The sequence below is a fragment of the Streptomyces amritsarensis genome (assembly GCF_001953875.1).
GTDB classification, from domain to species: domain Bacteria; phylum Actinomycetota; class Actinomycetes; order Streptomycetales; family Streptomycetaceae; genus Streptomyces; species Streptomyces amritsarensis.
This window is the reverse complement of record NZ_MQUR01000049.1, coordinates 21452-46527: the sequence shown is the minus strand read 5'-3', so window position 1 is coordinate 46527 and position 25076 is coordinate 21452. Positions and strand designations below refer to the sequence as shown.

Here is a 25076-nt window from a genome sequence, read left to right as displayed (position 1 = left end):
GCGGGTTCTGCACGCAGGGGCCAGATCCGTGCACCCAGAGGCGACCTGTCGCGCTCGATCGCGTCTAGTTTTCGGGATGGCTCCCGCAGTTGGCAGTGCGGGAGCCGTGTCCGGCGGCGCCCTCGCTGCCGAGGCGCGCCCGTTTCGAGTGAGAGGCCGGATGATGACCGACCAGAACCCCTTCACCCCCGTCACCCCGGTCCTGGAACCGGCCGCGGCCGAGTTCGCCCGGGCCACGGCCAATCCGCCGTTCCTCTTCCAGATCCCCCCGGGCGAGGGCCGCAAGGCCGTCGACGAGGTGCAGTCCGGCCCGGCCGACCTGCCCGCCGTGGACGAGGAGTGGGTCACCGTGCCCGGCGGCCCCACCGGTGAGGTGCGGGCCCGCATCGTGCGCCCTGCCGGGGCCGCGGGCACGCTCCCGGTCATCGTCTACATCCACGGCGCGGGCTGGGTGTTCGGCAACGCCCACACCCACGACCGCTTGGTGCGGGAACTCGCGGTCGGGGCCGGGGCGGCCGTGGTGTTCCCCGAGTACGACCTGGCGCCCGAGCACCGCTACCCGGTGGCGATCGAGCAGAACTGGACCGTGGGCCGCTGGATCGTCACCGACGGCGCCGCCCACGGTCTGGACGCCTCCCGGATCGCGGTGGCTGGCGACTCGGTCGGCGGGAACATGAGTGCCGCACTGACCCTGATGGCCAAGGAGCGCGGTGGCCTGCCGCTGCTCCAGCAGGTCCTCTTCTACCCGGTCACCGACGCCTCTTTCGACACCGGCTCCTACCACCAGTTCGCGGAGGGCTACTTCCTGCGCCGCGACGGCATGCAGTGGTTCTGGGACCAGTACACGACCGACGAGACCGAGCGGGCCCAGGTCACCGCCTCCCCCCTGCGAGCCGGCATCGAGCAGTTGGCCGGGCTGCCCCCGGCCCTGGTCATCACCGCCGAGGCCGATGTCCTTCGCGACGAGGGCGAGGCCTACGCCAACAAGCTGCGCGCCGCCGGAGTGCCCGTCACGGCCGTCCGCTTCCAGGGCATCATCCACGACTTCGTGATGCTCAACGCCTTGCGCGGCACCCACGCCGCCGAGGCGGCGATCGAGCTCGCCGTCGGCACGCTGCGGCGCGTACTGGCCGATGCCTGAGGCGATAGCCGAGCAGGCCGCCGGAGACGATCCGTACGGCGTCGGCCGACGCTTCGAGCCCGATCTGCGCAGGATGACCCGGATCAACCTGCGGCCGATCGCCTCCCCCATGCCGCTCGGCTTCTACACCGTGGCCATCGCCTCGGTGATCGTCGGGTGCTTCCAGCTGGGCCTCTTCGAGGAGGGTGCCCGACGGGCGGTGGGCCTGGCTGTCCTGCCCGCGTTCGTCCTGCAGCTCCTGGTGAGCTGGTTCGCGTTCGGCGCCCGCGACGTGGTGGCGGCCACGCTGATGGCCTGCTTCTCGGGCCTGTGGCTGGCCACCGCGCTGACCTTGGTGCTGGAGGCGCCGGGCAGCATGCGCGTACTGGGTGTCCTCAACGCCGTGTTCGCCGTGTTCGCCGTCCTGATGGCTTCGGTGGCCGGCCGCAAGCGGGCCCTGTGGCTCGTGCTGTGCACGGCCGTGCCCCGGTTCGCCGTGGCGGCGCTCGCCGGTCTCACCGGTGTGCCCTGGGTCGCCGCCGTCTCCGGGGTGCTGGGGCTGCTGCTCGCCGCCGTCGCCCTGTACACGGCGTTCGCGCTGATGCTGGAGGACATGCGGGGCGAGGAGGTCCTGCCCATCGGGCGCAGTGGCCCCGCTCACCACGCCGTCGAGGGCGACCTGGCCGTCCAGCTCCGCAACCTCGAACGCCAGGCCGGCGTACGGCGCACCCTCTGACTCGGCGTCCGCCACCTGTCCGGTCTTCGCACCAGGCCCTTGCACGCCGCAGCTTCCGACCTCCGGCGGCGTGACGCGTGGAAAGAGAGCACCATGACCAGCATGCCCGTCGGCGGGATCACACCCGCCCACGGTTCACCGGACGGGGGTTACGCCGACCTCGTCCTGCGCAACGGCAAGATACACACCCAGGACCCGGCCCGGCCGTCCGCGACTGCGTTCGCCGTGCGCGACAGCCGCATCACCGTCCTGGGCGACGACCATGACATCGCCGGATCCGTCGGACCCGGCACCCGGGTCGTCGACGCGCTGGGCCGCAGGGTGGTTCCCGGGCTCAACGACTCCCACCTCCATGTCATCCGCGGCGGTCTGAACTACGTACTGGAGCTGCGCTGGGACGGCGTGCCGTCGCTGCACCAGGCGCTGGCCATGCTCCGTGAGCAGGCCGGACGGACCCCGCGGGGCCAGTGGATCCGGGTGGTGGGCGGCTGGACCGCGGAGCAGTTCGCCGAACGCCGGATGCCGACGCCGGCCGAGCTGAACGCCGCCGCACCGGACACCCCCGTTTTCGTCCTGCACCTCTACCAGTCCGCGATCCTCAACCGCGCCGCCGTACGGGCCGCCGGTTTCACCCGGGACACCCCGGACCCGAAGGGCGGGCAGATCGTCCGGGATCGCGAAGGCCACCCCAACGGGCTGCTGCTCGCGGCGCCCAGCGCTCTCGTCCTGTACTCCACGCTGGCCGAAGCACCCGCCCTCGACGATGCCGGCAAGAAGGTCTCCACCCGGCACTTCCTGCGCGAGCTGAACCGGTTCGGCCTGACCTCCGCCGTGGACGCCGCGGGCGGGTTCCAGAACTTCCCCGAGAACTACGCCACCGTGACCGAACTGGCCCGGGCCGGCGAGCTCAGCGTCCGGATCGGCTATCACCTCTTCCCGCAGACAGCGGGTCAGGAGCTGGCCGATTTGCGCCGCTGGACCGAGACCGTCCGCCCCGGCGACGGGGACTCCTGGCTGCGGCTCAACGGCGCAGGCGAGAACCTGATCTGGGCGGCCGCCGACTTCGAGAACTTCTCGGAGCCGCGGCCGGAGCTCGCCGACGGCTACGAGGGCGAGTTCGAGCAGGCGGTCCGGTTGTTGTCCGAGCACGGCTGGGGCTTCCGACTGCACGCCACCTACGACGAGACCATCCGCCGGGACCTGGCCGTCTTCGAGAAACTCGCCGCCGAAGGGCTGTTTCCGGCGGGTGGCCGCTGGCTGTTCGACCATGCCGAGACGGTCTCCCCGGACAGCCTGGAGCGGATCGCCGCCCTCGGCGGAGGCATCTCGGTCCAGAACCGGATGTCCTTCCAGGGCCGTGCCTTCGCCGAACGGTACGGCGCTCAGGCCGCCGGCACGGCCCCGCCGATCGCGGACATGCTGCGCGCCGGAATCCCCCTCGCAGCGGGCACCGACGCCACCCGCGTCTCCTCCTACAACCCGTGGGTGGCACTGCACTGGCTGGTCACCGGCCGCACCGTGGGCAACCTGGCCCTGCGCCCCGCCGAGCAGCTGCTGTCCCGCGAACGGGCCCTGGAGCTGTACACGGTCGGCGGGGCGCGGCTCACCGGGGAGGAGGCGGACAAGGGAGTCCTCGCAGAGGGACGCTTCGCGGATTTCGCGGTCCTCTCGCACGACTATCTGACCGTCTCCGCTGCCGACATCCCGCACATCGAGTCCGTCCTGACGGTGGCCGGCGGGCGGATCGTGTACGCCGCGGACACCTACGAGGGTCTGGACGAGGCACTGCCTCCCATCGGCCCGGCCTGGAGCCCGGTCGGCCACTACGGCGGCTACCAGGCCACGCCTGCGCCCTCGACGGCCGGTGCCTGCCAGGCCGACGTGCTGGCGGAGGCCGCCGCCGAATCCGAACGGCACCGCCAGTGGCGCGTCGCCCGCGGTGCCGCTCCACAGGAGCCGTCGCCGGCCTTCGACCCCTGCTTCGGGCTCTGACCCGACGCCATCCTCTTTCTGCCTGCCCTCCCGGCACCCCGCGCTGCCCTCCCCCGGCACCCCGCGTGCCGATCACCATCGGAAGGAAAAACCTGATGACCGACTTCGTACTCGACCTCAACACCGTCCACGCCGCGCCCAGCCCGGACCTGCTGACCCCCGACAACGCGATGATGCTCTTCGTCGACCACCAGCCGCAGATGTTCTTCGGCGCCGCCAGCAGCGACCGGGTCGCGGTCGTCAACGCCACCGTCGGCCTGGCCAAGGCCGCCAGGGTCTTCGACGTCCCCGTCGTGCTGTCCACGGTCGCGGCCGAGTCGTTCTCCGGGCCGATCCTGCCGCAGCTGCGCGAGGTCTTCCCCCAGCACGAGATAGTCGACCGCACCTCCATGAACGCCTGGGAGGACACCGCGCTGGTCGAGGCCGTGAAGGCCACCGGCCGCAGCAAGATCATCCTGTCCGGGCTGTGGACCGAGGTCTGCCTGGTCCTGCCCGCCCTTTCCGCCCTCAACCAGGGCTACGAGGTCTACGTCGTCGCCGACGCCTCCGCCGGCGTGACCCCCGCCGCCCACGAGCACGCCATGCAGCGGATGACGGCCGCAGGCGCCGTGCCCGTCACCTGGCTCCAGGTCCTGCTGGAGCTCCAGCGCGACTGGGCCCGCACGGAGACCTATGCCGCGACCACCGACGTCGTCAAGGAGCACGGCGGCGCCTACGGGCTGGGCGTCGTCTACGCCCACACCATGGTCGACCCGCACGCGGCCGGCTGAGCGACGGGACCGACACCATGGACACCGGTCTGCTGATCCTGCGCCTGCTGGCGGGCCTGCTGATCGCCGGACACGGCGTGCAGAAGGTCAGCTTCCGACTGGGCGGCAGCGGGCTGGCGGGCGGTATCGAGGAGTTCCGGCACGACGGCTTCCGCGGCGGGGCACTCACCGCCCTCGCCGCGGGAGCCGGCCAGATCGGCTCCGGCCTCCTGCTCGCCGCCGGAGCCCTGACCCCGCTCGCCGCCGCCGGGGCGATCGGCGTGATGACCGTCGCCCTCACCGTGAAGTGGCCCAACGGCCTGTGGGTGCAGAAGGACGGCTACGAGTACCCGCTCGTCCTGATCACCCTCGCCGCGGCCCTCGCCCTCACCGGGCCCGGGCGTTTCTCCGCCGACCGGGCCCTGGGCCTGCTGCCCTGGCCCGCGTGGTCCGCGGTGGCCGCCGTCGCCGCCGGCTCGGCCGCCGCACTGGCCACCCGGGCCCTGCTGCACCGGCCCGCCGCCGAATCCCCCACCGGAGGAATCCGTCCCCGATGACCACTCGCCCCGCCCCCTCAAGACGCACAACCCTGCCCGCAGCGGTCGCGGGCGCCGCCGCACCGACCGTCGTCCGGCCCGACCGCTTCCACGAGGCCTGCGCCCAGGACGCACCGCGCTCCGTCACCCGCGTCCTCGCCGCGGGACAGCGCCCGCTCGACGCATCCGCCTTCAGCCGCCGTTGCACCGCCGCCGCCTGGCGCACCCTTCCCTCCTGGGTCGTGGTCACCGGCCAGGACCGGGGAATCGTGCCGGAACGCCCGCGCCTCCGGGCCCGCCGGGCGGGTTCGCATACGACCGAGGCGTCCGCCTCCCACCTGCCGGTGCACAGCCGGCCCCATGCCGTCGCCCCGCTGGTCCGGGCCGCTGCCCGCACCGCCCTGAAACCCCCCGTAGCCCCCTGAGAGGAGCGCCCCATGAGCAGCAGCACCCCTTCGCCCGACGCCTCGTACGCGCGAGACCTGGCGCAGATCGATGCCGCGAACGCCACCGGCCGGATCCCCGTCGTCTTCATCCACGGCCTGTGGCTTCTGCCCACCAGCTGGGAGCGATGGGCCGCTGTCTTCGAGGAGGCCGGCTTCGCCCCCGTCCTGCCCGGCTGGCCCGACGATCCCGAGAGCGTCGCAGAGGCCCACGCCCACCCGGAGGTCTTCGCCGGCAAGAGCGTCGGACAGGTCGCCGACCACTTCTGCGACCTGATCGGCAGACTGGACCGGACACCGGTCGTGATCGGCCACTCCTTCGGCGGCCTCATCACCCAGATCACCGCCGGACGCGGCCTGTCCCGGGCATCCGTCGCCATCGACCCGGCCCCTTTCCGGGGCGTTCTGCCCCTGCCGCTGTCCGCCCTGCGCGCCGCGAGCGCTGTCCTCGGCAACCCGGCCAACTACCACCGGGCCGTACCGCTGACCTACGAGCAGTTCCGCTACTCCTTCGCCAACGCCGTGAGCGAGGAGGAGGCCCGCGAGCTGTACGACACCTACGCCGTCCCCGCCCCGGGCGAGCCCCTGTTCCAGGCCGCCGCCGCCAACCTCAACCCGTGGACCGAGGCGGCGGTGGACACCACCGCAGCCGGCCGCGGCCCGCTCCTGATCATCTCCGGGGAGAAGGACCACACCGTTCCCTGGGCCATCGCCAACGCTTCCTACAAGAAGCAGGTCCACAACACGCACGCGGTCACCGAGATCACCGAGATCCCCGGCCGCGGCCACTCCCTCACCATCGACCACGGCTGGCGCGAGGTGGCCGAAACCGCCCTCGCCTTCGTCCGGCGGTTCGCCGACCCCACTGCCTGAGCCGTACCCGGCTCGAGCCGGGGCGGGCACAGGTGGTGCCCGCCCCCGCTGCGACACACGGAGTTGGTCTCGCTCTACTACTGGGCCAAGCGCATCCGGCGGGCGGGCACCACCCCCGGGGCCCGGCCCCGGGCCCGGGGGGGTGGTGCTGTCAGGAGGCGGTCGGCAGGGGATCCCGGGCCGCTGCGCAGGAGTCACGCCAGGCCCGCGGCGGCATCCCGTACCGCTCGCGGAACACCCGGCTGAAGTGGCTCGCGCTGACGAATCCCCAGCGCCGGGCCACGAGGGCGACCGTGTCCCGCCGGCCGGGCAGGGCGAGTTCCCTGGCGGCCTCCTCCAGCCGGCGCTCCCTGATCCAGCCGCCGACCGTCGTGCCTCCTTGCGAGAACAGCCAGTGCACGTGGCGGACCGAGATGTGGTGTGCGGCGGCGATCGAACCGGGTGAGAGGTGCGGGTCCGCCAGGTGCAGGGCGATGTGGGTACGGATCCGTGCCGCCAGATCCCCGACGGCCGCCGTTGCGCTGTGGGCTCCCCCGTGCTTGGGGCTCCCGGGTTCCGGGCTCCCGGAGTCCGCCCGTGCCAGGGTGCCGGGGCCGGCTGACGCCCGGGGCCCTTGCGCGGGACGGCGACCGGCCGGGGGTTCGGTGATGAGCGTGGCCAGCATGTCGGTGACATGCCCGGCCAGGCGGTCCCCGATGCCGGCGCACGACTGCGGCGAGGCTCGGGCGACAGCGGCAAGGAACGGGGACACCACGGCTCGCAGACCTGCCGAGGGGCGCAGCGGGGCCGCGAACAGGGCCGACAGGTCGGCCTGCGGCACGCGGAGCACGAGCTGCGGGAGCCTGAGCAGGTGCACCCGTGACGGCTCCGGGAACGTGAGCGTGAGCCCGCCGTAGGGGGCGAAGAGGGCGATGTCGCCCGGTGTCAGGCGCATCCGGCTTCCGTTCTGCGACAGCAGCCCGGTGCCCGATGCCTGGACGAGTGCGAAGACGTACCTGCCGTCGCCACGGGCCGCCGTCCTGCCGGCGACCCGGATCCGGTGCGGTGCGGCGTCGAGCGTGCAGGTCCGTACGTACCCGCAGTCGCCGAAGGAGATCTCGCCGGTGAACTGCTCCTGGTCTTCGAGATGGACCTCCACCGGCCCGAGGAGGCCTCCCACCGCCTCGGCCCACAGCGCCGTGCGGTCTGCCTCCGCCCCGGACGCGGATCGGAAGCCCGGGGAGGGTGCCCTCGACGGGAAAGCACGCCGCCCCTGCGGCAGGTGCTTCGGGTCCAGTGCCTCCCGGGGGCGCGCGACAGGGGGTGTGACGACTGCGGCTGCGTTCACGTGCATGCCGGGAGCCTGCCGGGGAGGCGGCCGCATCGAATCCTGGAAACCCCCCAGTCGTGCGCGGGCCTGGCGACCCGCACCCCGATGCAAGGTCGCTATCGTCACTTCCATGATCTTGAAAGGCCGGCGGTCGGAACAGGCTCTGCTGCAGGAGCTGTTGGACGGCGCCCGCGCAGGAATGAGCGGGGCGCTGGTGCTTCGGGGTGACGCGGGCCTGGGCAAGACCGCCCTGCTGGACCACGCGGTGGCGTCCGCCACAGGCATGCGCGTTTCCCAGGTGGCAGGCATCGAGGCCGAGCAGGAACTCGGCTTCGCAGCCGTGCACCGCGTACTGCGGCCTCTCCTCGGCCGCCGGGCGGACCTGCCCGAACCCCAGCGCGCCGCGCTCGAAACCGCTCTCGGCATGGTCGGCGGCCCGCCCCCCGACCGGTTCCTGGTGGGGCTCGCCGTGCTCACACTGCTGGCACAGTCCGCACGTGAGCAGCCGCTGCTGCTGGTCTGCGACGACGCCCAGTGGGTGGACCGCGAGTCGCTCGATGTCCTCGCCTTCGTGGCCCGCCGCCTCCACGCCGACGGCATCGTCGCCCTCTTCGCCGTACGCGACGAGGCAGGCACCCTGCCGGCCCTGGCGGGACTGCCGGGCCTCCGGCTCGGCCGGCTGCCGCAGACCGACGCCCTGGCCCTGCTCATGGACCACATCGGCGGGACTCCCGTCGACCAGGTGGTGATCGACCGGATCATGGCCGCGGCCGCAGGAAATCCCTTGGCCCTGCGTGAGCTTTCCCGGGGACCCGCTCCGGTCGGACCGGACTTCGGTGAGCCGCCGGCCATCGGACCCCGGCTGGAGGCCCGGTTCCTCCTGCGGGTGCGTGACCTGCCCGCCTCGTCCCGCACGGCGCTGCTGGCACTGGCCGCCGACGCCACGGGTGATCGGCACCTGGTCCGGAGAGCCGTCCGCCACCTGCTGGGATCCGACGGCGAGGCCACGACCGAAGCCTTCGAGCAGCTCGAACGAGAAGAGCTCCTGACCCGCCCGCCGGTACCGGGTACCTCCCCGTTCCGCCACCCGCTGATCCGTTCGGCTGTCTACGGCGGCGCATCGCGGGCCGACCGCCGTGCGGTGCACGCCGCCCTCGCCGCCGTGACCGATGCACGCACCGACCCCGACCGGCACGCCTGGCATACGGCCGCCGCCACCGACGGCCCCGACGAAGCCGTGGCCACCGCCCTCCACCACGGCGCCGAACGGGCCAGGAACACCGGCGGATACCTGGCCCAGGCCTCCTTCCTCCACCGCGCGGCAGAACTCACCGAGGACCCCGCCCGGCGCGCTGCCCGGCTGCTGGAGGCATGCGCGGCCGCGCTCACCGCCGGGGCTCCGCACCGAACCGAAGAACTGCTACGGCTCCTGCCCGCCTCGGACCCTGGGGCTCCCCTCCTCGGCGCCCACGCAGACCGACTGCGCGGGCTGGCCCGCCTGATGCTGGGGCGGGACGGAGCCGTACGCCTCCTTCTCGACGCCGCCCTCACCCTGGCGCGGCACGAACCGGAGGCGGGACGCGACGTATTCCTGGAAGCCGTGGATGCCGCGATGGTCGTCCCACGGACCGCCGACGCGACAGCCCTTGAGGTCGCCACCGCCGCACTGGCGACCCGCGCCCGTCACGCGGAAGCGACGGACGTGGACGCCACGGTGCCGGACCTGCTCCTGACCGGTCACGCCCGCCTGGTCGCGGCAAGCCACCCGCAGGCCGCGCCGTCCCTCCGAGCCGCACTGGCGGCGATGAGACGGCCCGGAGCGGAGGAAAGCGGAGCGGCCCGCTGGACCCTGCTCGGGATGATCGCCGCGGTCGAGATGTGGGACATCGACACCCTCGGGGAGTGCGGCAGGCGCTACGCGGACGCCGCACGCCGCCACGGAGCCCTGCGCATGCTCCAGATCAGCGCCCACGCCAACGCGACCTCGGAGGTCTTCCGCGGCAACCTGGCCACTGCCGCGTCGCACTTCGCGGAATTCAAGGACATCGCCGACGCGACCGGTGCCGACCCCCGCCACTCCCACCCCACCGACGCCATGCTGCACGCCTGGCGCGGTGACGAGGCCGCAACCCTGTCGGCCGTGCAGGCACAGCGGGAGCTGTACCCCGAACTGCCGGGCGGGATACAGGTGCAACTGTCCCGCGCGGCGTCGGTCGTTCTGGAGCTGGGCCACCGCAGGTATCCGCAGGCCCAGGCCGCCGCCCAGGAAGTCCTCGACGATCCGCCGCCGCACTGCGGCGGACTGAGCCTTCCCGGCCTGGTCGAGGCCGCCGTCCGCAACGACGATCCCGCGGTCGCCCGGCGGGCCCTGCGCACGCTCGCCGAGCGGGCCACCGCCAGCGGCACCCCCTGGGCCCTCGGTCTGCTGGCCCGCAGCCGCGCCCTCCTCGCCCACGACTCCCAGGCAGAGGACCACTTCCAGGAGGCGATCGCTCTGCTCGCACCGACCCCGCTGCGCACCGAAAGAGCGCACGCGGATCTCCTGTACGGGGAATGGTTGCGCCGACAGCGCCGCAAACGCGACGCCCGGACACGGCTGCGGCTCGCCCACGAACAGTTCACCTCCATGGGTGCGAGCGCCTTCGCCGAGCGCGCCCGGCTCGAACTCCTCGCCACCGGCGCGCACGCCCGCGCCAGGGGAGCCGGCACGGATCACCAGCTCACGCCACAGGAGTCCCGGATCGCACGGATGGCCGCTCACGGCGCCACCAACCAGGAGATCGCCACCAACGTGTTCATCAGCGCCAGCACCGTCGAATACCACCTCGCCAAAGCCTTCCGGAAGCTCGGCGTCACGTCCCGCCGCCAGCTTCCCGCAGCGCTCCAGCAGCCTCCGCTCCGACCCCGCAGCACCGGTATCCGGCCCCGCCAGGAGCCGTGAGGCACCTGGTCCTGTGATGTTGGATGGCCGCATGGCGAGACGCAAGAAGGAGAAGAAGTATCGGCCCCATTGGGGCATCCCGAAGGGGATCGTGCTGTTGGCGACGCCAGAGGGCTGGCGCCACAGCGTCCTCACCGCGGAAGGCGGCATGCTCTGCGGGCGTCTGGACGTGCCGATCGACACCGACCCACAAGACGCGCGGGCCGCGGCGGCCCGGATGGTGACGGAACTCGCGCGAGACTTCCACGACACCGACGTCGAGGTGAGCTGGGATCCCCCTCGGGAGCCCTGGTCCTGGACCGCTCAGGTATCCCTCGCCGCCGCGATCAGCTGACATGCGCGGCGATGGTCCGTGCGCACTCCATCGACTCGGCATGCGTGGTGTCCACCTCCAGGTCATAGACCATGCCCCGGTGGACCACGTCCGCCTGGGACGCCGCCATGCCGATGACCCGATCGCCTCGTGCGACCTCACGGCCTGCGGCAACGGCGCTGTCGCACCGGACACCGACCCACAGCACCCGCAGTTCTCCCAAAGCCTTCAGCCATCGCTTCTGCGAGTCCGCTCCGCCGAGGAAGACCTCATCCACGATGACTCGGGCACCCGCACGGGCCATCGCGGCGACCCCCTCGATCCATGCCGCTTCCAGCGTCCGGAACTCCGGCCCGACGATCACCTGTCCATCCGGCGCGAACTCGATCCCGGCATCCGATGCCTGCATGGACGCGGGCATCGCCTCGACCAGCGTGTCCGTCCCCAGGGCCAGCCACGGATCCGGCAGGACTGCCTGCAGACACCGAACGATCCCGGACTTCCCCGAGCTGGAACCGCCATTGAGAACGATCACCTCAGTCATCACCGCGCCACAGTAGAGGCACCGCCGCAACGCCCGAAACGGATTTCCGCGCCCGCTGCCCCAGCGGCCGCCCGAGTCGGGTGCGGCCTGGTGTTCCGGGGCTTCGGCGTCGTCGGTCGGCTGCACGGAGAGCTTCATCTGACAGTCCGGGCCCGGTGTACCGGCCCCGGAAGGGGTGGTCGTGGTGGTGCCGGGGTCGGTTCGTGCGTCGAGTGACCAGCGACCGGCGCACCTCGTCCGCGACGCCGTGGCCCACGACGGTGTCCCGGGTGTCGGCAGTGCCGCTGGGTCAGGCGGGGTCGCGGCCCAGGGTGGCGGCGTGCCGGTAGTACGCGTAGAGCCCGTCGAAGACGGGGCCTGCGACGGCCATGGTGCGGGTGTCGTCGCCGGTCATGGACAGGCCTCGCAGGACGACGTCGAGGCCGGGGGCTTCGGGGGCGTCGAAGCGTTCGTCCTCGATGTCGGCCTCGTGAACGATCTGCGCGATGCGCCGCAGAGCGGGGTCCTCGGTGAGGTGGTGGACGCGCAGGATGGTCTCGAAGCTGCAGTCGCCGTGGTGGTGGCCGAGTTCGGCGCCGCGCATGTCGAAGGGGGTGGCGTCGGCGGGGACGTGGGCGGGGTCGGTGACGTAGACGAACTCGGCGTCGGAGTCGATGAAGCGGCCGATCAGCCACGCGCAGGCGGCTCGGTCGATGTGGATGCCGGCGCGGGTGGCCCACTTCATGGGGTGCTCTCTTTCCTGGTGTTGGCGGGGTGCAGGGCGTTGACGGCTTGCTCTGCTGCGTGCCGGTCGGGTGGGGGGAAGTAGTCGCGGCGCTGGATGCGTCGCAGTTCGGCGCGCAGCCTGGTCAGCGCGCGCCGCCTTCCGAGGTCGTCCGTCTCGCCGGCGGCTTCGGCCTCGGAGCGCACCTGCTGGTATTCGGCGGCGCGGGCCTGTGTGAGGGCGTCGATGAGCTGCTGTTCGTCTCCGGCTGCGGCCGGGTGGGCGATCCACACCGTGGCGGTGCCGCCGAAGTCGGTGACTTCCTCGGCGATCCAGTCCAGTTGCTCGCGGGTACGGGCGTCGGCGGGCAGGGCGACGAGGCCGTCGCTGATCTGTGCGACGCCCATCCGCTTGAGTTTGCGCCACACGGTGATGCGCGGGGTGGAGGGCTCCCGGGGCAGGCGGTAGGAGAGCAGCACCCACTGCCTCTCGGCGCCCGGGCCACTCATGTGCGGGTTCCCCACCGGCCTGTTCCTGCTGTGGCCCAAGGCTGCAACACGATGTTCACGTCCATCCCCCAAGACCTCTCTACCGGCGCCCCAGCATGTGATGTAACCATGGTTGCACAGCAGTCCGTGGGGTGGTGGCGACGGCCTTTCTCCTCCCGGCCGCCCGTCCCCGACGGGGCCTGACCAGGACGAGGAGGAGTGCCATGACCGCCACCGACCAGCCGTCCGGCCTTCGGGCACGGGCCGACCGCGCCGCCCGCGGCGGGGAGGTGATCCCGCTGCGGCAGGCGACCCGGACATGGTTTGCGATCTCGTGGCAGACGTTCGGCGGTCCGGCCGGGCAGATTGCGGTGATGCAGCGGGCGTTGGTGGAGGACAAGCGGTGGATCGGCCAGCAGCGGTTCAACCACGCGCTGAGCTACTGCATGCTCCTACCCGGCCCGGAGGCCCAGCAGTTGGCGATCTACACCGGTTGGCTCCTCAACGGCACCCGCGGCGGTCTGATCGCCGGCGGCCTGTTCGTCCTGCCCGGTGTGCTCGCCCTGCTGGCCCTGTCCGCCCTGTACGTCGCCTTCGGCTCGACAGCCGCCGTCACCGGCGTCTTCGCGGGGCTGGCCCCCGCGGTCGTGGCGATCGTCGTCCAGGCCGTCTCCCGGGTCGCCCGGCGCTCGTTGACCCACCCTCTGCTGATCGCCCTGGCCGCGGCATCGTTCGCCGCCCTGGCCCTGTTCTCCGTACCCTTCCCCGCGGTCATCGCCGCAGCCGCCCTCGCCGGCTGGCTCATCGGCCGGTTCAAGCCCGAGACGCTGAAGCCTTCGGGCGGGCACGGCGCCGGTGACGGGCCCGCGCCGCTGATTCCCGACGACGCTCTCCACCACGAGCAGCCCAGCCGCCGCCGCACCTGGCGCATCCTCGCCCTGGGCCTGCTCCTGTGGGCGGTACCCGTGGTCGCCGTCGCCGCACTGACCGGCGCGGGCAGCGTGTTCACCACGCAGGGCGTGTTCTTCTCCGGTACGGCCCTGGTGACGTTCGGCGGCGCCTACGCGGTGCTGGCCTACGTCGCCCAGCAGGCCGTGCAGACCTACGGCTGGCTCAGCCCCAAGGAGATGGTCAGCGGCCTGGCCCTGGCCGAGACCACCCCCGGTCCGCTGATCATGGTGGTCCAGTTCGTCGCCTTCCTCGGCGCCTACCGCGACCCCGGGGCCCTCGACCCGTGGGCTGCGGCTCTCCTCGGCGCGCTGCTCACCACCTGGGTGACGTTCGTGCCCTGCTTCCTGTTCATCTTCCTCGGCGCCCCCTACATCGAGCGTCTGCGCGGCAACCGCCGCGTCTCCGCCGCCCTGACCGGCATCACCGCCGCGGTCGTCGGCGTCATCGCCAACCTCGCCCTCTACTTCGCCGAACACGCCCTCTTCACAGACGTGGACGAGAAGGCCCTCGGTCCCGTCACCCTCGCCCTGCCCGACCTCGCCACGCTGCGCCCCACGGCCCTCGCGATCACGGTGATCGCCGCGCTGCTGGTCTTCACGTTCCGGTGGAGTGTGCTGCGCACGCTCGGTGTCTGCGCGGCCCTCGGCCTGGGCGCTGCCCTGGTGGGGCTGCCCGGCATCTGACCCTCCGGCCGGGGCGGAATGCTGCCATCCCCTCCGCGGGGCCGGGAGGGGCTCAACGAGCGAGCAGCATGCGCGGCGTGACCCTCCGTGCCGCACATCCTCGTACGGCGGCGGCCGGCCGGTTCGGGTGGGCGGAGCGGGAGCCGTGATCGTCGGCCGAGGTGCCGGTCACCGATCGGCCCCGGTTCAGGGGTGGGCGCGCGAGAGTCGGGCGATGTCGTCGAGGAGGGCGGTGGTGCCGTCGTGGTCCTGGAGTTTGCGGGCCCAGTGCTGTGTGCGTTGCCGGTAGCGGGGGTTGGCCAGCAGCTCTTCCAGTGCGGTGGTGAGGCGGTGTTCGTCGAGTTGCCGGACGGGGAGGGCGGTGGGCGTGAGTCCGAGCGTTTTCAGACGGGTTGCCCAAAAGGGCTGGTCGTATGTCACGGGGACGGGCACGGCGGGCGTGCCGGCTTCGAGGCAGGCGTGGAGGGTGCCGGGGCCCGCGTGGTGGACGGCGGCCCGCATGCGGGGGAAGAGCCAGGTGTGCGGGCAGGCACCCACGGTGATCAGGTCCTCTTGCCGACTGTTCAGTTGTGCCCAGCCGCTTTGGACGACGGCACGGATGCGCAGCCGTCTCACGGTGCGGGTGATGGCCAGCAGCAGGCGGTCGGCGTCGAAGTCGCTCATGCTTCCGAAGCCGAAGTACACCGGCGGGGGGCCCGCGGCCAGGAAGTCCTCGAGAAGTGGGTCGGGGGTCCAGCCGGGTTCTGTCGCGGGCCGCCAGTGGCCGACGGCTCGGTGACGGGGGTGGCGCAGTGCGGGGAGCGGGGTCAGGCCCGGGTTGATGCCGTAGCGGATGGGCTCCGTGCCGTGGAAGGCGGCCAGACGGGTTGTGAGGCGGGTGGCGAGGCCGAGTTCGCGGTGGAGAAGAGCGACGGCCGGCTGATACAGGGGGCTGAGGGCGAGCCGGGCAGCCACGTCGGCGAGCGTGTATCGGCAGGCGGAGGCCGGGCCGAGGAGCCGGGGCAGCATCATGGCGTGGGTGACGGTGTAGAGGCCCACGCACGGTACGCGCAGCCCGCGGGCGAGAACGGCCGCCTGGGGGTGGAGCAGCGGGTGGGCGAGGACGAGGTCCAGGGGCTTCTCCGCTTCGGCGAGCATTCCCTGAGCGGCGATCACGGCCATGTCCTGGGCGTTGCCGATGCGGGCGCGGCGGGACGGGGAACGGCCGATGGCGTCTTCGTGGTCGTCCAGCGGGAGGGCGTGCACGTCCAGGTGGTGCGCACGGAAGAGGGGGGCGTAGCGGCTGGACGTGAGGACGGTGAGGTGGTGGCCTGCGCTCCGGAGGGCGGTGGCGATTCCCGTGTAGGGAGCGATGTCGCCGGTGCTGCCCCAGGTGGCCAGCAGGATGCGCCGGGGGTGGGGGGAGGGGTTCATGGCGGGCGGCGTGGGGTCCATTGGTCCATTGCGCAGGGTCGTCAGGGCAGGACTTCGGTGGTGCAGCCGCGGAGGGCGGTGGGGTCCGAACGGAGGAAGCGGGTGATGAGGGTGGCGAAATCGGCGTCGCGTTCCATGTGGAGGAGGTGGTCGCAGTTGTCGAAGACGGCGAATGTGGCGCCGCGGATGGTGGCGGCGACGGCCCGGTTGTCGGCGACCGTGGTGGTGGTGTCGTAGGCGCCGACGCCGACGAGGGCGGGGACTCCGCTGATGCCGCCGTATGGAAGGGGTTGTTGCAGCAGGAGGGCTCCCCGGTCGCGGATGTAGGCCTTGAGGGGGTCGTGGGGTGCGGCCAGGAGGTGCTGCAGCAGGACTTTGGCTGCGGCCCGCATGAGCAGGTCGTGGGCGGCGGCCGCTGGATTGGTCAGCAGGGCGACAAGCCGTTCGGCCTGGTGGGTGCGTGCCTGCGCGGCGGGGTCGGTCCGGTGGAGGTGGTGGAGCCCCTCCTGGATGAGGGCTGTGAGGCGGGGTCCGGGCTTCGGTGATGCTCCGAAGAGCATCAGGTGCGAGGTCCGCCCGGGATGCCGTTGGGCGAGGCGGTAGGCCACCGGGTAGCCGGAGGACACCCCGAGGACGGCTGTCTGCGCCACCCCGAGCTGGTCAAGGGTGCGGACGGCGGCGTCGGTGAGGTCGTTCCAGTCGAGGTGGGGGGCGCCGCGTGGGCGGGCGGGCGGCAGTTCGGGGATGAGGACGGGGTGGTGGGGCGCCAGGCGCTGCTCGAGGCGGGCCCAGGAGTGGCGGGTTTGCAGGCCCCCGCCCAGGACGAGCAGCGCTGGGCCGGTGGGGACTGCGCAGGGCGTGAGGGTTCGGCAGGAGAACGCCGTGGTGCGCCAGAGGATCTGTTCGTCGCGGGCCTGGAACGGGGCGGCGCTGGTGTGGACCGGGCTTGCGTTCACGCCCGGGTGGCCAGCTGTGTTTCGATGAAGGCGGCCAGGTCTGCGACGGTGGACTGGGCCGTCAGGGCGGTTTCGGTGATGACGAGGTGGTGATCGTCCTCGAGGATCATGGCGAGGACGGCGGCGGCCATGGAGTCGACGCCCGCTTCCTGGAGCGTGGCGGTGGGGGTGACCGGGCCGGGCGGCAGGCCCGCCTTCGTGGTGAGGATGTCGATGACGGTGGCCAGGACGTCGTCGTTCACGGTGTGGTCTCCTTCTGGTATGCGGTGAGGGAGGCAACGCAGGGCCACAGGGCGGTTGTGGCGGCCCAGGACAGGCCGCTGCCGAATGCCGTGAGCAGCAGCCGGTTTCCCTGCGCGAGGAGGCCTTGCGCGGCGGCCTCGGCCAGCAGGATGGGTACGGAAGCCGCTGCGGTGTTGCCGACCCGGTGGATGTTGGACGGCATGCGTTCCCGGGGGAAGGGGAGGGCTGCCGCCAGGGCGGTGCTGATGGTGGCGTTCGCCTGGTGGGTGATCAGGAGGTCGACGTCGTCCAGTGTCCAGCCGGCCGCCTCGGCTGCCTCGGTGGCGGCCGATTTCATGCGGCGTACGGCGTTGCGCAGAACCTCCGGGCCGCGCAGGTGCAGGAACAGGTCCGCGTCTCCGCGTCCAGGAGCCGGAACCCGCTGGCGTGATCCGCCGGCGGGAATGGCGATGGCGTCGGCGAGGGTGCCGTCGCTCCCCCATGCCGTGGGCCCGAACGTGCTGTCCTCACCCTGCTCCGCCCGACGCACGACGGCTGCTCCGGCACCGTCTCCGAAGATCGGGGCGGTGCTGGGGTCGGCCGGGTTGACCATGGTCGAGGCGCTCTCCGCGCCGACGACGAGAACGGTGCCGGCTGATGTGGCGAGCAGCCCGCGGGCCAGTTGCAGGGCATAGAGGAATCCCGAGCACCCGGCGTTGATGTCGAAGGCGGGGATGCCGGTCAGTCCCAGGCGGCTGGCCACCTCGGGTGCGCCCGCGGGGCAGAGCCGGTCGGGGGTGGTGGTGGCGAGAATGAGCGTATCGACCGCGTTCACGGCCGCGGCGTGCATCGCCAGCCTGGCCGCCTCGGCGGCGAGGTGGACGGTGGCGGCGCCCTGACTGATGCGGTGTCGGCTGACGACGCCGATGCGCCGGCGGACGAAGCTGTCCATCTCGGTGTTCATCAGGTCTGTGTTGGCCACCACGGTCGGGGGCAGCCAGCACCCCAGACCGGCCAGGACCATGCCTGTCATCGCCCCGTCCTCTCCCTGGTCTCGTGCATGCGAACGGCGCCGGCCCCGGCTCTGCGGGGTCAGGCCCGGAGGGAGGCGCCGGCGAGCGGAGTGAGGTAGTCCATGCCCGCCACGGGGCGGCCCGTGAAGAAGCGCATCACCAGGTCGCTGGCTTCCTCACGCCGCTGCATGAACACCCAGTGGTCGGCTTCGCCGATGGCCGCGAACGCGCAGTCCTCGATGGTCTGGGAGAACTCGTACTGCTCGCGGGCGGAACTGATGGTGTCGTGCTCCCCGCAGAACACCAGCGTCGGTACTCCCGCGAGTCCGCCGACCGGGTCGAGGTTCTCCAGGACCGAGCGTTCCATGGTGCGGAAGCCGTGGGCGCTGGCCGTGACGGCGCGCAGCGTCATGCGTTTGACCAACTGTCGTACGACGTCACGGTTGCGGATGACGGCGCCGGTGTCGCAGCACAGGAACATCTCCGTCAGCACCTCGACGAATCCGTTGGGATCTCCCTCGAGCATGCGTTGTGCGCCCCGCATCCACAGGTCGATCAGCTTCTCGCTGATACGGACCGGCACACCACCGAGCGCCAGGCGTGCGATGCGTTCCGGGCGTCGCTGGGCACAGCGGAAGGCGACGGCCGAGCCGAAGGAGTACCCCAGGAAGTTGACACGGTCCAGCCCGAGGTCGTCGATGATCAACTCGACGGCTCGGCACATCGTCTCCATGTCCTGCTCCGGCCGCAGAGGCGTCGATTCCCCGGCCCCGGGCAGGTCGACGGAGATCAGGGCGGCGTGGGGAAGGACGTGGCGTTCCATGATGGACCAGCCGTGCATGCCTTGCAGGACGCCTCCGATCACGAATACCGGTTCGATGGTGGGCCGGTCGGTCCACTGCGCCTGATACGAGAAGGTCAGCCCGTCCAGCGGCAGGGTGCGGGTGAGCGGCTCGGGCATGGCTCTCCGATGTCCGTCGGGGAAGGTGCGGGTATCAGGGGCGAACGGCGGCGGGGGCGTGGGTTTCGGCGGCACTGTCCCGGTGGGATGTGGCCGGCCTCTCGCGGAGGGCCTGTTCGACCATCTCCGCGGTCTGGGACAACGTCATGTCCGCGGAGGCGAGGGAGTCGTCGAGGTGAATGCGGTAGTGGTCCGAGATCGTGACGAACATTTCCACCTGGGCGATGGAGTCAAGATCGAGGCTTTCGAACGTCCGCGTTCCGCTCAGGTCGGCGAGGGGAAGGTCGTGCGCAGCCGCCAGGTAGTTCTGGATGTAGCTGAGCGGGGTGGTGAAGGAATCGGTCATGGGGTCTGCCTCACTCGTGCTCTTTGATCAAGGGCCAGGAAAGTGCTACCGAGCCCCAGGTCGCGCCGCCGCCGAATGCTGTGAAAAGGGTGCGCGTTCCCGGCGTGACGGCCTGCCGGGCGACCAGGTCGTCCATGACGAGCGGAATCGACGCGGAGGAGGTGTTTCCCACTTCGCGGATGTTGCCGAATCGGGCCTCGGCCCTGACACCGACGAGATCCGCGACCTTGTCCAGGATGCGCTGGTTGGCCTGGTGTCCGATGAACGCGCCCACCGAGTCCACCGGCCAGCCCACCTCTTCGAGGAGCGCGCGCGAAGAAGCCGTCATGCGGCGCACGGCGTGGGAGAACATCTGCGGACCGCGCATGCGCAGGCAGCGGTCCGCCAAGGAGGACTCCCCCGCGTGGTCGGGCCAACGGGAGCCGCCGGCCCGCACCACGGCGAGATCGTCCTGTGTTCCGTCACTGCCCAGGGAGGTGGCGACAATGGCTCCCGGCTCGTGCGAGGAGCCGGCTCTCAGCACCACCGCGCCGGCACCGTCGGCGAACACCACCGCGGTGCCGCGGTCCGAGGGATCGGTGATCGTCGAGAGCGTCTCCGCCGCCACCACCAGCACGCACTGGGCCGTACCCGCCCTGACCCACGCGTCACCCGCGGCCAGGGCGTAGGTGAAGCCCGAGCAGGCAGCCGACACGTCGAACGCCGGCACCGTTCCCAGGCCGAGACGGGCCGCGACCGCGGGGGCCGTGGCGGGCGAGTGGTGATCAGGGGTGGTCGTCGCCAGCACCACCAGGTCGACCACCGGCCGGCCCGCCCGCCGAAGCGCGGACCGCGCGGCATCCACCGCAAGATCACCGGTGCTGGTCCCCGGCTCCACCCACCGCCGGCTTTCGATGCCCGTCCTGGAGCGGATCCACTCGTCGGTGGTGTCCAACGACGCCAACGGCTCGTCCCGATTGCCGATGACGCGCCCCGGAAGACACGACCCGACACCCGAGATCACGGACACCGGACGATGCGACACCAAACCTCCAGAGCCAAGGGAAATCAGGCCGAATCATTCGATCGACGCCCGCGACAATAGGCCGGGGCGAAAGCCCTGTCAAAGCGCGCACGCAAGCGATAAATAGGAAGAGCCGGGAAGCGGATTTACCCATCACCCATTCTCGGATGATGCGATGTATCGGCCCGCCGGGAATGCCCTACGATCCTGGACGATAAAAGAACGAGACATAAGGGGTCACGCGGTGAACGCCCAGCTGGAAACCGAACTCCCGTCGATGGACAGCCCCGAATACGTCCGGGACCCGCACGCGTTCTTCACACGTTTGAGGTTCCACAGCCCGGTCGCCCAGGCCGTGGGGCCCGGCGGACTGAAACTCTGGGTCGTCTCCGGCTACGACGAGGCCCGCCTGGCTTTGGCCGACCCGCGCCTGTCGAAGAACGTCGACGTGGCCCGACGTTCCATCCTGGCCAACATCAACCGCAAGGCCGATGTGATGGCATTCGCGGTGGACCTGGTGTCGCACATGCTCAACTCCGACCCCCCGGACCACACCCGCCTACGCAGCCTCGTCAACAAAGCATTCACAGTCCGCGCGTCGGAGAAACTGCGGCCCGCCGTCGAAAGCATCACCCGCAAACTGCTCGACGACATGGCGGCCCACACCGAAACGGACCTCCTGCACGCCTTTGCGCACCCCTTGCCGATGGCCGTGCTCTGCGAACTCCTCGGCGTCCCCCTGCCCGACCGCGAACGGTTCGACCACTGGCTCGGCGCCCGCATGTCCAACGACCCTCAGCGCATCGCCGCTGCGGCTCCGGCTCTCCTGGGCTACCTGCGCGAACTGGTCGACCACAAACGCCGCGCTCCTGCGGACGACCTCCTCAGCCGCCTGGTCCAGGCTCAGAGCGCCGACGGCAGGCTCAGCCCGGAGGAACTGGTGGCGACCACCTTCCTCCTCCTGGTCGCCGGCCACGAGACCACCGTCCACCTCATCGCCGCCGGTATGGCCACCCTCCTCCTCCACCCCGAACAACTCGCCCGCCTGCAACGTGACCGAGGCCTCCTGCCGGGAGCCGTCGAAGAACTCCTGCGCTACGAGGGCCCCGTCAAAACGGCAACCCTGCGTTTCACCACCGAACCCGTCGAACTCGCCGGCACCCGCATCCCCCCGAACTCACCCGTGGCCATCGCGCTGACCTCCGCCAATCGGGACGACAAGCAGTTCGACGCGGCCGACACCCTGGACATCACCCGGCCCACGGCCGGGCACCTCGCCTTCGGTCACGGAATCCACTACTGCGTCGGCGCACCGTTGGCCCGCCTCGAAGCACACGTCGCCTTCACCGGCCTTCTCGACCGCTACCCCGATATGCAGCTGCTGTGCGCCCCCGGCGACCTGGTCTGGCAGCCCGGCATGTTCCGCGGCCTGGCCTCTCTCCCGATCCGCCTGCGCCCGCCCGGCCACTAGGCTCCGCCCGTCGACCGTGATCAGCGACTCCCGCAGCAACCCCTCCTGACCGCTCCTGCCTGCACAGACGCGGCAGCAAGGCCCCCTCTCGGTGCCCGCGGACCGGGTCCGCAACCGGCTCCAGCAGTGGCGACATCTGCGAATTGCAGAATTATGCAATTTCATAGATGCTGTGATGGCTGGTTCGTAGGTAGCCGCGGACACAGCACCAGGCGTAAGGCCCCGGTCGGGGTGGTGAGAAGGGTGCGAGACCGTGCCGGTTCCGCTGTATCAGGCCAAGAGCGAGTTCTTCCGGATGCTCGGGCACCCGGTGCGGATAAGGGTTCTGGAGCTGCTGCAGGACGGTCCGATGCCGGTACGGGACCTGCTGGCCGCGATCGAGGTCGAGCCGTCCGCCCTGTCGCAGCAGCTCGCGGTCCTGCGCCGGTCGGGGATCGTCACCTCGACCCGGAACGGCGCGACGGTCGTGTACGGGCTGGCGGGCGGGGACGTCGCACAGTTGATGCTGGCGGCCCGCCGGATCCTGACCGAGGTCCTGACCGGCCAGAGCGAGCTGCTGGAAGAACTGCGCGAGTCCGAGGTCACGGCGCCGTGACCGTGAGCGCCTTCCTGGCTTCCGCGCTCGGGCGGGTCCGCTCGGTGCTGCCGGCCAGGGCCGACTTCAAGGCGATGGGCCGTCACCCCCGCCAGGACCTGCTGGCCGGGGTGACCGTGGCGATCGTCGCCCTCCCCCTCGCGCTCGGCTTCGGTGTCTCCTCCGGGCTCGGCGCCGAGGCGGGACTCGCCACCGCCGTGGTCGCCGGAGCGCTCGCCGCACTGCTGGGCGGCTCGAACCTCCAGGTTTCCGGCCCGACGGGTGCCATGACCGTGGTCCTGGTGCCGATCGTCGCCCGGTACGGGCCCGGCGGCGTGCTGACCGTGGGCCTGATGGCCGGCGTGATCCTCATCGCTCTCGCCCTGCTGCGGGCCGGCCAGTACATGCGGTACGTGCCGGCGCCGGTGGTGGAGGGGTTCACCCTGGGCATCGCCTGCGTGATCGGCCTCCAGCAGATACCCCATGCGCTCGGGGTGGACGCGCCCGAGGGCGAGAAGGTCGTACTGGTGGCGTGGCGGGCGCTCGTGGACAGCGTGGCGTTCCCGAACTGGACCGCGATCGGCCTCTCGGCAGGGGTCACGGCAGTGATGCTGGCGGGCGCCCGGTGGAAGCCGACGATCCCGTTCTCGATCGTCGCGGTGATCGCAGCCACGGTGATCACGCAGGTCTTCCACCTCGACGGGGCGGCCCCCATCGGTGACCTGCCCTCCGGGCTCCCCGCCCCCTCCCTGGCCTTCCTCGACGTCTCCGCCGTCGGCTCACTGCTCGCCCCGGCGGTCGCGGTCGCGGCACTTGCCGCGCTGGAGTCCCTGCTGTCGGCGACGGTCGCGGACGGGATGACGGTGGGGCAGCAGCACGACCCGGACAAGGAGCTGTTCGGGCAGGGCGTCGCCAACCTGGCCGCCCCGCTGTTCGGCGGTGTTCCCGCCACCGCCGCCATCGCGCGTACGGCCGTCAATGTCCGCACCGGCGCCTCCTCCCGTCTCGCCGCGCTCACCCATGCCGCCGTGCTCGCGGTCATCGTGTTCGCCGCGGCGCCCCTGGTCTCGAAGATCCCCCTGGCCGCGCTGGCCGGCGTACTGCTGGCCACCGCGGTCCGCATGGTGGAGGTCGGCTCCCTGCGCGCGATGGCGAAGGCGACCCGTTCCGACGCGGCCGTACTCGTCCTCACCGCCGCTGCCACCCTGGCCCTCGACCTGGTCTACGCGGTGATCATCGGTCTGGTCGTCGCGGGCGCCCTCGCCCTGAAGGCGGTGGCGGGCCAGGCGCGGATGGAGCAGGTCGACTTCCGCCCCGACCTGCCCGGCGAGCACAGCGACGAGGAACACGCCCTGCTGGCCGAGCACATCGTCGCGTACCGCATCGACGGGCCCCTCTTCTTCGTCGGCGCCCACCGCTTCCTCCTCGAACTCTCCGAGGTCTGCGACGTCAGGGTGGTCATCCTGCGCATGTCGAGGGTGACCACCCTGGACGCCACCGGCGCACTCGTCCTCAAGGACGCGGTGGAGAAGCTGAACCGGCGCGGCATCGCCGTCCTCACCTCCGGTATCCGGCCCGGCCAGCGCCAAGCACTCGACGCCGTCGGCGCTCTGGAGCTGCTGGGCAGGGAGGGCCGCGAGTACGCCACCACCCCGGAGGCGATCGTCGGCGCCCGCAAGCACCTGGAGCAGGCAGGCCTGCTTCCGCTCGAACATCGACCGCACCGTTTCCGGAAGGCCGCACGATGACCGTTTCCGCCGACCGCCGCATGATCGAGGTCTCCGGCACCGAGGCCCTGTGGCTCCTCGAAGGCTCCGCCCAGGGCCGACTCGTCTACGTCCAAAGGGACCTGGCCGTCGTCCGACCCGCCGCACACGTGATGGAGTACGGACGCCTCATCGTCCGCACCCCCGTGCAAGCCGCGGCTGTCCCCGGCCGAGCGCTGCTGACCTACCAGGTGGATGAGATCCGCAGCCCGGCCGGTACCGGCTGGACGGTCAGTGCCCATGGCCCGGCGGACGTCATCTCGGACCCGGACGAGGCCGCCCATTACCGGCGCACCCTGCCCGGATGGGCCCACGGCCCGCACGACACCCTGCTGCGCCTGCACCCGCAGCAGGTGTACGGATTCCGCCTGGCCCGCACCGTGACAGAGGCGGGCCGGTGAGCGTGCGGGTCGAGACGATGCCCTGCCGGCATGTGCCGGCATGTGCCGGATGTGCCGGCCGTGGGCCGTCGTGCCGGCGGACGCGGACGGTGCTGTCGGACGCGGCAAGGCCATCTGGATCCCCTCCCCCTGTGAAGCCGAGGAAGCAACGATGACGATTGAATGGCGCTACACCTCCTGCCAGGACCTGGGTGTGCTGTCCCTGGCCGGGTATCTCGGCGCGGACGCCACCGACCGGTTCACCGGCGCGATCGGCTGGGCACTGGCCCGGGGCACCGGCCCGGTCATCCTCGACCTGACCGGGCTGCTCGGCTGGTCCGCCGGCGGCCAGATCGCCGTCGCCCAGGCCGCCCGCCGCCTGGCCGGGAGCGGGCGCCGCCTCGAGCTCGCGGCGATCCCCGCAGACGGCTCCCTCGTCCCGGACGCCACCTGCCCACCCGTCCCGGTCCACTGCGACCTCGGCGCCGCACTGGCCGCCCACGGGGCGCAGGGCGCGGTCAGGCAATGGAGGACCGGTGACTGGCCTGCCGCCCCGCAGGAACCCGGGGAACCCGCCCTCGCCTGAGATG

At 71.7% G+C, this 25076-nt stretch carries 26 protein-coding genes; 15 read left to right on the top strand and 11 right to left on the bottom strand.

What is annotated here, in order from left to right:
- Positions 1–160: 160 nt before the first annotated feature.
- The 7 genes from AVW11_RS20750 (at position 161) to AVW11_RS20720 (ending at position 6449) form a co-directional block, all read left to right on the top strand.
- Positions 161–1141, top strand: coding sequence for an alpha/beta hydrolase (locus AVW11_RS20750; RefSeq protein WP_381783581.1), 981 nt, complete (start codon positions 161–163; stop codon positions 1139–1141).
- The gene (locus tag AVW11_RS20745) at positions 1134–1856 is read left to right on the top strand and encodes a GPR1/FUN34/YaaH family transporter (RefSeq protein WP_060179609.1); all 723 of its coding nucleotides are present in this window, start codon (positions 1134–1136) and stop codon (positions 1854–1856) included. Before AVW11_RS20750 ends, AVW11_RS20745 begins: the two co-directional genes overlap by 8 nt.
- A 93-nt stretch (positions 1857–1949) precedes the next feature.
- On the top strand, positions 1950–3848 hold the full coding sequence (locus AVW11_RS20740; RefSeq protein WP_076045229.1) for an amidohydrolase: 1899 nt from the start codon (positions 1950–1952) through the stop codon (positions 3846–3848).
- 95 nt (positions 3849–3943) lie between these two features.
- A complete protein-coding gene (locus tag AVW11_RS20735; protein WP_060179611.1) occupies positions 3944–4618 on the top strand; it encodes a hydrolase in 675 nt (224 codons plus the stop codon).
- 17 nt (positions 4619–4635) lie between these two features.
- The gene (locus tag AVW11_RS20730; RefSeq protein WP_060179612.1) at positions 4636–5154 is read left to right on the top strand and encodes a DoxX family protein; all 519 of its coding nucleotides are present in this window, start codon (positions 4636–4638) and stop codon (positions 5152–5154) included.
- Entirely contained in the window at positions 5151–5558 is a 408-nt protein-coding gene (locus AVW11_RS20725; RefSeq protein ID WP_076045227.1) for an alpha/beta fold hydrolase, read from the top strand. The genes AVW11_RS20730 and AVW11_RS20725 overlap by 4 nt, the downstream gene beginning before the upstream one ends.
- 12 nt (positions 5559–5570) lie before the next feature.
- The gene (locus tag AVW11_RS20720) at positions 5571–6449 is read left to right on the top strand and encodes an alpha/beta hydrolase (RefSeq protein ID WP_076045225.1); all 879 of its coding nucleotides are present in this window, start codon (positions 5571–5573) and stop codon (positions 6447–6449) included.
- A 151-nt stretch (positions 6450–6600) separates the two neighbouring features.
- On the opposite strand, the gene AVW11_RS37165 is transcribed toward AVW11_RS20720, so the two are convergent.
- The gene (locus AVW11_RS37165; protein ID WP_276209099.1) at positions 6601–7782 is read right to left on the bottom strand and encodes a helix-turn-helix domain-containing protein; all 1182 of its coding nucleotides are present in this window, start codon (positions 7780–7782) and stop codon (positions 6601–6603) included.
- 106 nt (positions 7783–7888) lie between these two features.
- Between AVW11_RS37165 and AVW11_RS20710 the strand changes: the two genes are divergently transcribed.
- Complete coding sequence (locus AVW11_RS20710; RefSeq protein WP_076045221.1) at positions 7889–10699, top strand: helix-turn-helix transcriptional regulator; 2811 nt, start codon at positions 7889–7891, stop codon at positions 10697–10699.
- Between the two features lie 31 nt (positions 10700–10730).
- Positions 10731–11033, top strand: coding sequence for a lipocalin-like domain-containing protein (locus tag AVW11_RS20705; RefSeq protein ID WP_143568873.1), 303 nt, complete (start codon positions 10731–10733; stop codon positions 11031–11033).
- Here the strand turns inward: AVW11_RS20705 and cpt are convergent.
- The 3 genes from cpt to AVW11_RS20690 form a co-directional block, all read right to left on the bottom strand.
- Positions 11026–11556: a chloramphenicol phosphotransferase CPT gene (gene cpt / locus AVW11_RS20700; RefSeq protein WP_030848097.1), complete on the bottom strand. Its 531-nt coding sequence runs from the start codon at positions 11554–11556 to the stop codon at positions 11026–11028. The two genes, AVW11_RS20705 and cpt, sit on opposite strands and share 8 nt — an antisense overlap.
- 289 nt (positions 11557–11845) lie before the next feature.
- Positions 11846–12280, bottom strand: coding sequence for a chromate resistance protein ChrB domain-containing protein (locus tag AVW11_RS20695; protein WP_060179618.1), 435 nt, complete (start codon positions 12278–12280; stop codon positions 11846–11848).
- Positions 12277–12768, bottom strand: a complete 492-nt coding sequence (locus tag AVW11_RS20690) for a Chromate resistance protein ChrB (RefSeq protein WP_037833540.1) — start codon at positions 12766–12768, stop codon at positions 12277–12279. Before AVW11_RS20690 ends, AVW11_RS20695 begins: the two co-directional genes overlap by 4 nt.
- A 203-nt stretch (positions 12769–12971) precedes the next feature.
- Here AVW11_RS20690 and chrA point away from each other — a divergent pair, with 203 nt between their 5' ends.
- A complete protein-coding gene (gene chrA / locus AVW11_RS20685) occupies positions 12972–14381 on the top strand; it encodes a chromate efflux transporter (RefSeq protein WP_076045217.1) in 1410 nt (469 codons plus the stop codon).
- A gap of 186 nt (positions 14382–14567) precedes the next feature.
- Here the strand turns inward: chrA and AVW11_RS20680 are convergent, their stop codons facing one another.
- The 7 genes from AVW11_RS20680 to AVW11_RS20650 are packed head-to-tail and all read right to left on the bottom strand — an operon-like array spanning position 14568 to position 20295.
- On the bottom strand, positions 14568–15815 hold the full coding sequence (locus tag AVW11_RS20680; protein ID WP_076045215.1) for a glycosyltransferase: 1248 nt from the start codon (positions 15813–15815) through the stop codon (positions 14568–14570).
- 20 nt (positions 15816–15835) lie between these two features.
- Entirely contained in the window at positions 15836–16750 is a 915-nt protein-coding gene (locus tag AVW11_RS20675; protein WP_076045213.1) for an alpha/beta fold hydrolase, read from the bottom strand.
- On the bottom strand, positions 16747–16992 hold the full coding sequence (locus AVW11_RS20670; RefSeq protein ID WP_060179622.1) for an acyl carrier protein: 246 nt from the start codon (positions 16990–16992) through the stop codon (positions 16747–16749). The genes AVW11_RS20675 and AVW11_RS20670 overlap by 4 nt, the downstream gene beginning before the upstream one ends.
- Positions 16989–18005, bottom strand: a complete 1017-nt coding sequence (locus AVW11_RS20665; RefSeq protein WP_076045211.1) for a ketoacyl-ACP synthase III — start codon at positions 18003–18005, stop codon at positions 16989–16991. The genes AVW11_RS20670 and AVW11_RS20665 overlap by 4 nt, the downstream gene beginning before the upstream one ends.
- A 59-nt stretch (positions 18006–18064) precedes the next feature.
- Complete coding sequence (locus AVW11_RS20660) at positions 18065–18946, bottom strand: alpha/beta fold hydrolase (RefSeq protein ID WP_076045209.1); 882 nt, start codon at positions 18944–18946, stop codon at positions 18065–18067.
- A gap of 34 nt (positions 18947–18980) precedes the next feature.
- The gene (locus tag AVW11_RS20655) at positions 18981–19292 is read right to left on the bottom strand and encodes an acyl carrier protein (protein ID WP_076045207.1); all 312 of its coding nucleotides are present in this window, start codon (positions 19290–19292) and stop codon (positions 18981–18983) included.
- A 10-nt stretch (positions 19293–19302) separates the two neighbouring features.
- On the bottom strand, positions 19303–20295 hold the full coding sequence (locus tag AVW11_RS20650; RefSeq protein WP_240528222.1) for a beta-ketoacyl-ACP synthase III: 993 nt from the start codon (positions 20293–20295) through the stop codon (positions 19303–19305).
- 244 nt (positions 20296–20539) lie between these two features.
- Between AVW11_RS20650 and AVW11_RS20645 the strand changes: the two genes are divergently transcribed.
- The 5 genes from AVW11_RS20645 to AVW11_RS20625 all read left to right on the top strand — a co-directional run bounded on the left by AVW11_RS20645 (position 20540) and on the right by AVW11_RS20625 (position 25072).
- Positions 20540–21766, top strand: a complete 1227-nt coding sequence (locus AVW11_RS20645; protein WP_240528221.1) for a cytochrome P450 family protein — start codon at positions 20540–20542, stop codon at positions 21764–21766.
- Positions 21767–22019: 253 nt separating this feature from the next.
- Positions 22020–22361, top strand: coding sequence for an ArsR/SmtB family transcription factor (locus AVW11_RS20640; protein ID WP_060179625.1), 342 nt, complete (start codon positions 22020–22022; stop codon positions 22359–22361).
- 74 nt (positions 22362–22435) lie between these two features.
- Positions 22436–24088, top strand: coding sequence for a SulP family inorganic anion transporter (locus AVW11_RS20635; protein ID WP_420856385.1), 1653 nt, complete (start codon positions 22436–22438; stop codon positions 24086–24088).
- Positions 24085–24507, top strand: a complete 423-nt coding sequence (locus tag AVW11_RS20630; protein WP_225884555.1) for a pyridoxamine 5'-phosphate oxidase family protein — start codon at positions 24085–24087, stop codon at positions 24505–24507. Before AVW11_RS20635 ends, AVW11_RS20630 begins: the two co-directional genes overlap by 4 nt.
- Before the next feature lie 151 nt (positions 24508–24658).
- A complete protein-coding gene (locus AVW11_RS20625) occupies positions 24659–25072 on the top strand; it encodes an STAS domain-containing protein (protein ID WP_037833546.1) in 414 nt (137 codons plus the stop codon).
- The last annotated feature ends 4 nt before the right edge of the window (positions 25073–25076 follow it).

Coding starts and splice junctions, on each gene's coding strand:
- AVW11_RS20750 (WP_381783581.1), top strand. CDS start 161: ATGATGACCGACCAGAACCCCTTCACCCCCGTCACCCCGGTCCTGGAA.
- AVW11_RS20745 (WP_060179609.1), top strand. CDS start 1,134: ATGCCTGAGGCGATAGCCGAGCAGGCCGCCGGAGACGATCCGTACGGC.
- AVW11_RS20740 (WP_076045229.1), top strand. CDS start 1,950: ATGACCAGCATGCCCGTCGGCGGGATCACACCCGCCCACGGTTCACCG.
- AVW11_RS20735 (WP_060179611.1), top strand. CDS start 3,944: ATGACCGACTTCGTACTCGACCTCAACACCGTCCACGCCGCGCCCAGC.
- AVW11_RS20730 (WP_060179612.1), top strand. CDS start 4,636: ATGGACACCGGTCTGCTGATCCTGCGCCTGCTGGCGGGCCTGCTGATC.
- AVW11_RS20725 (WP_076045227.1), top strand. CDS start 5,151: ATGACCACTCGCCCCGCCCCCTCAAGACGCACAACCCTGCCCGCAGCG.
- AVW11_RS20720 (WP_076045225.1), top strand. CDS start 5,571: ATGAGCAGCAGCACCCCTTCGCCCGACGCCTCGTACGCGCGAGACCTG.
- AVW11_RS37165 (WP_276209099.1), bottom strand. CDS start 7,782: ATGCACGTGAACGCAGCCGCAGTCGTCACACCCCCTGTCGCGCGCCCC.
- AVW11_RS20710 (WP_076045221.1), top strand. CDS start 7,889: ATGATCTTGAAAGGCCGGCGGTCGGAACAGGCTCTGCTGCAGGAGCTG.
- AVW11_RS20705 (WP_143568873.1), top strand. CDS start 10,731: ATGGCGAGACGCAAGAAGGAGAAGAAGTATCGGCCCCATTGGGGCATC.
- cpt (WP_030848097.1), bottom strand. CDS start 11,556: ATGACTGAGGTGATCGTTCTCAATGGCGGTTCCAGCTCGGGGAAGTCC.
- AVW11_RS20695 (WP_060179618.1), bottom strand. CDS start 12,280: ATGAAGTGGGCCACCCGCGCCGGCATCCACATCGACCGAGCCGCCTGC.
- AVW11_RS20690 (WP_037833540.1), bottom strand. CDS start 12,768: ATGAGTGGCCCGGGCGCCGAGAGGCAGTGGGTGCTGCTCTCCTACCGC.
- chrA (WP_076045217.1), top strand. CDS start 12,972: ATGACCGCCACCGACCAGCCGTCCGGCCTTCGGGCACGGGCCGACCGC.
- AVW11_RS20680 (WP_076045215.1), bottom strand. CDS start 15,815: ATGGACCCCACGCCGCCCGCCATGAACCCCTCCCCCCACCCCCGGCGC.
- AVW11_RS20665 (WP_076045211.1), bottom strand. CDS start 18,005: ATGACAGGCATGGTCCTGGCCGGTCTGGGGTGCTGGCTGCCCCCGACC.
- AVW11_RS20660 (WP_076045209.1), bottom strand. CDS start 18,946: ATGCCCGAGCCGCTCACCCGCACCCTGCCGCTGGACGGGCTGACCTTC.
- AVW11_RS20655 (WP_076045207.1), bottom strand. CDS start 19,292: ATGACCGATTCCTTCACCACCCCGCTCAGCTACATCCAGAACTACCTG.
- AVW11_RS20635 (WP_420856385.1), top strand. CDS start 22,436: ATGGGCCGTCACCCCCGCCAGGACCTGCTGGCCGGGGTGACCGTGGCG.
- AVW11_RS20630 (WP_225884555.1), top strand. CDS start 24,085: ATGACCGTTTCCGCCGACCGCCGCATGATCGAGGTCTCCGGCACCGAG.
- AVW11_RS20625 (WP_037833546.1), top strand. CDS start 24,659: ATGACGATTGAATGGCGCTACACCTCCTGCCAGGACCTGGGTGTGCTG.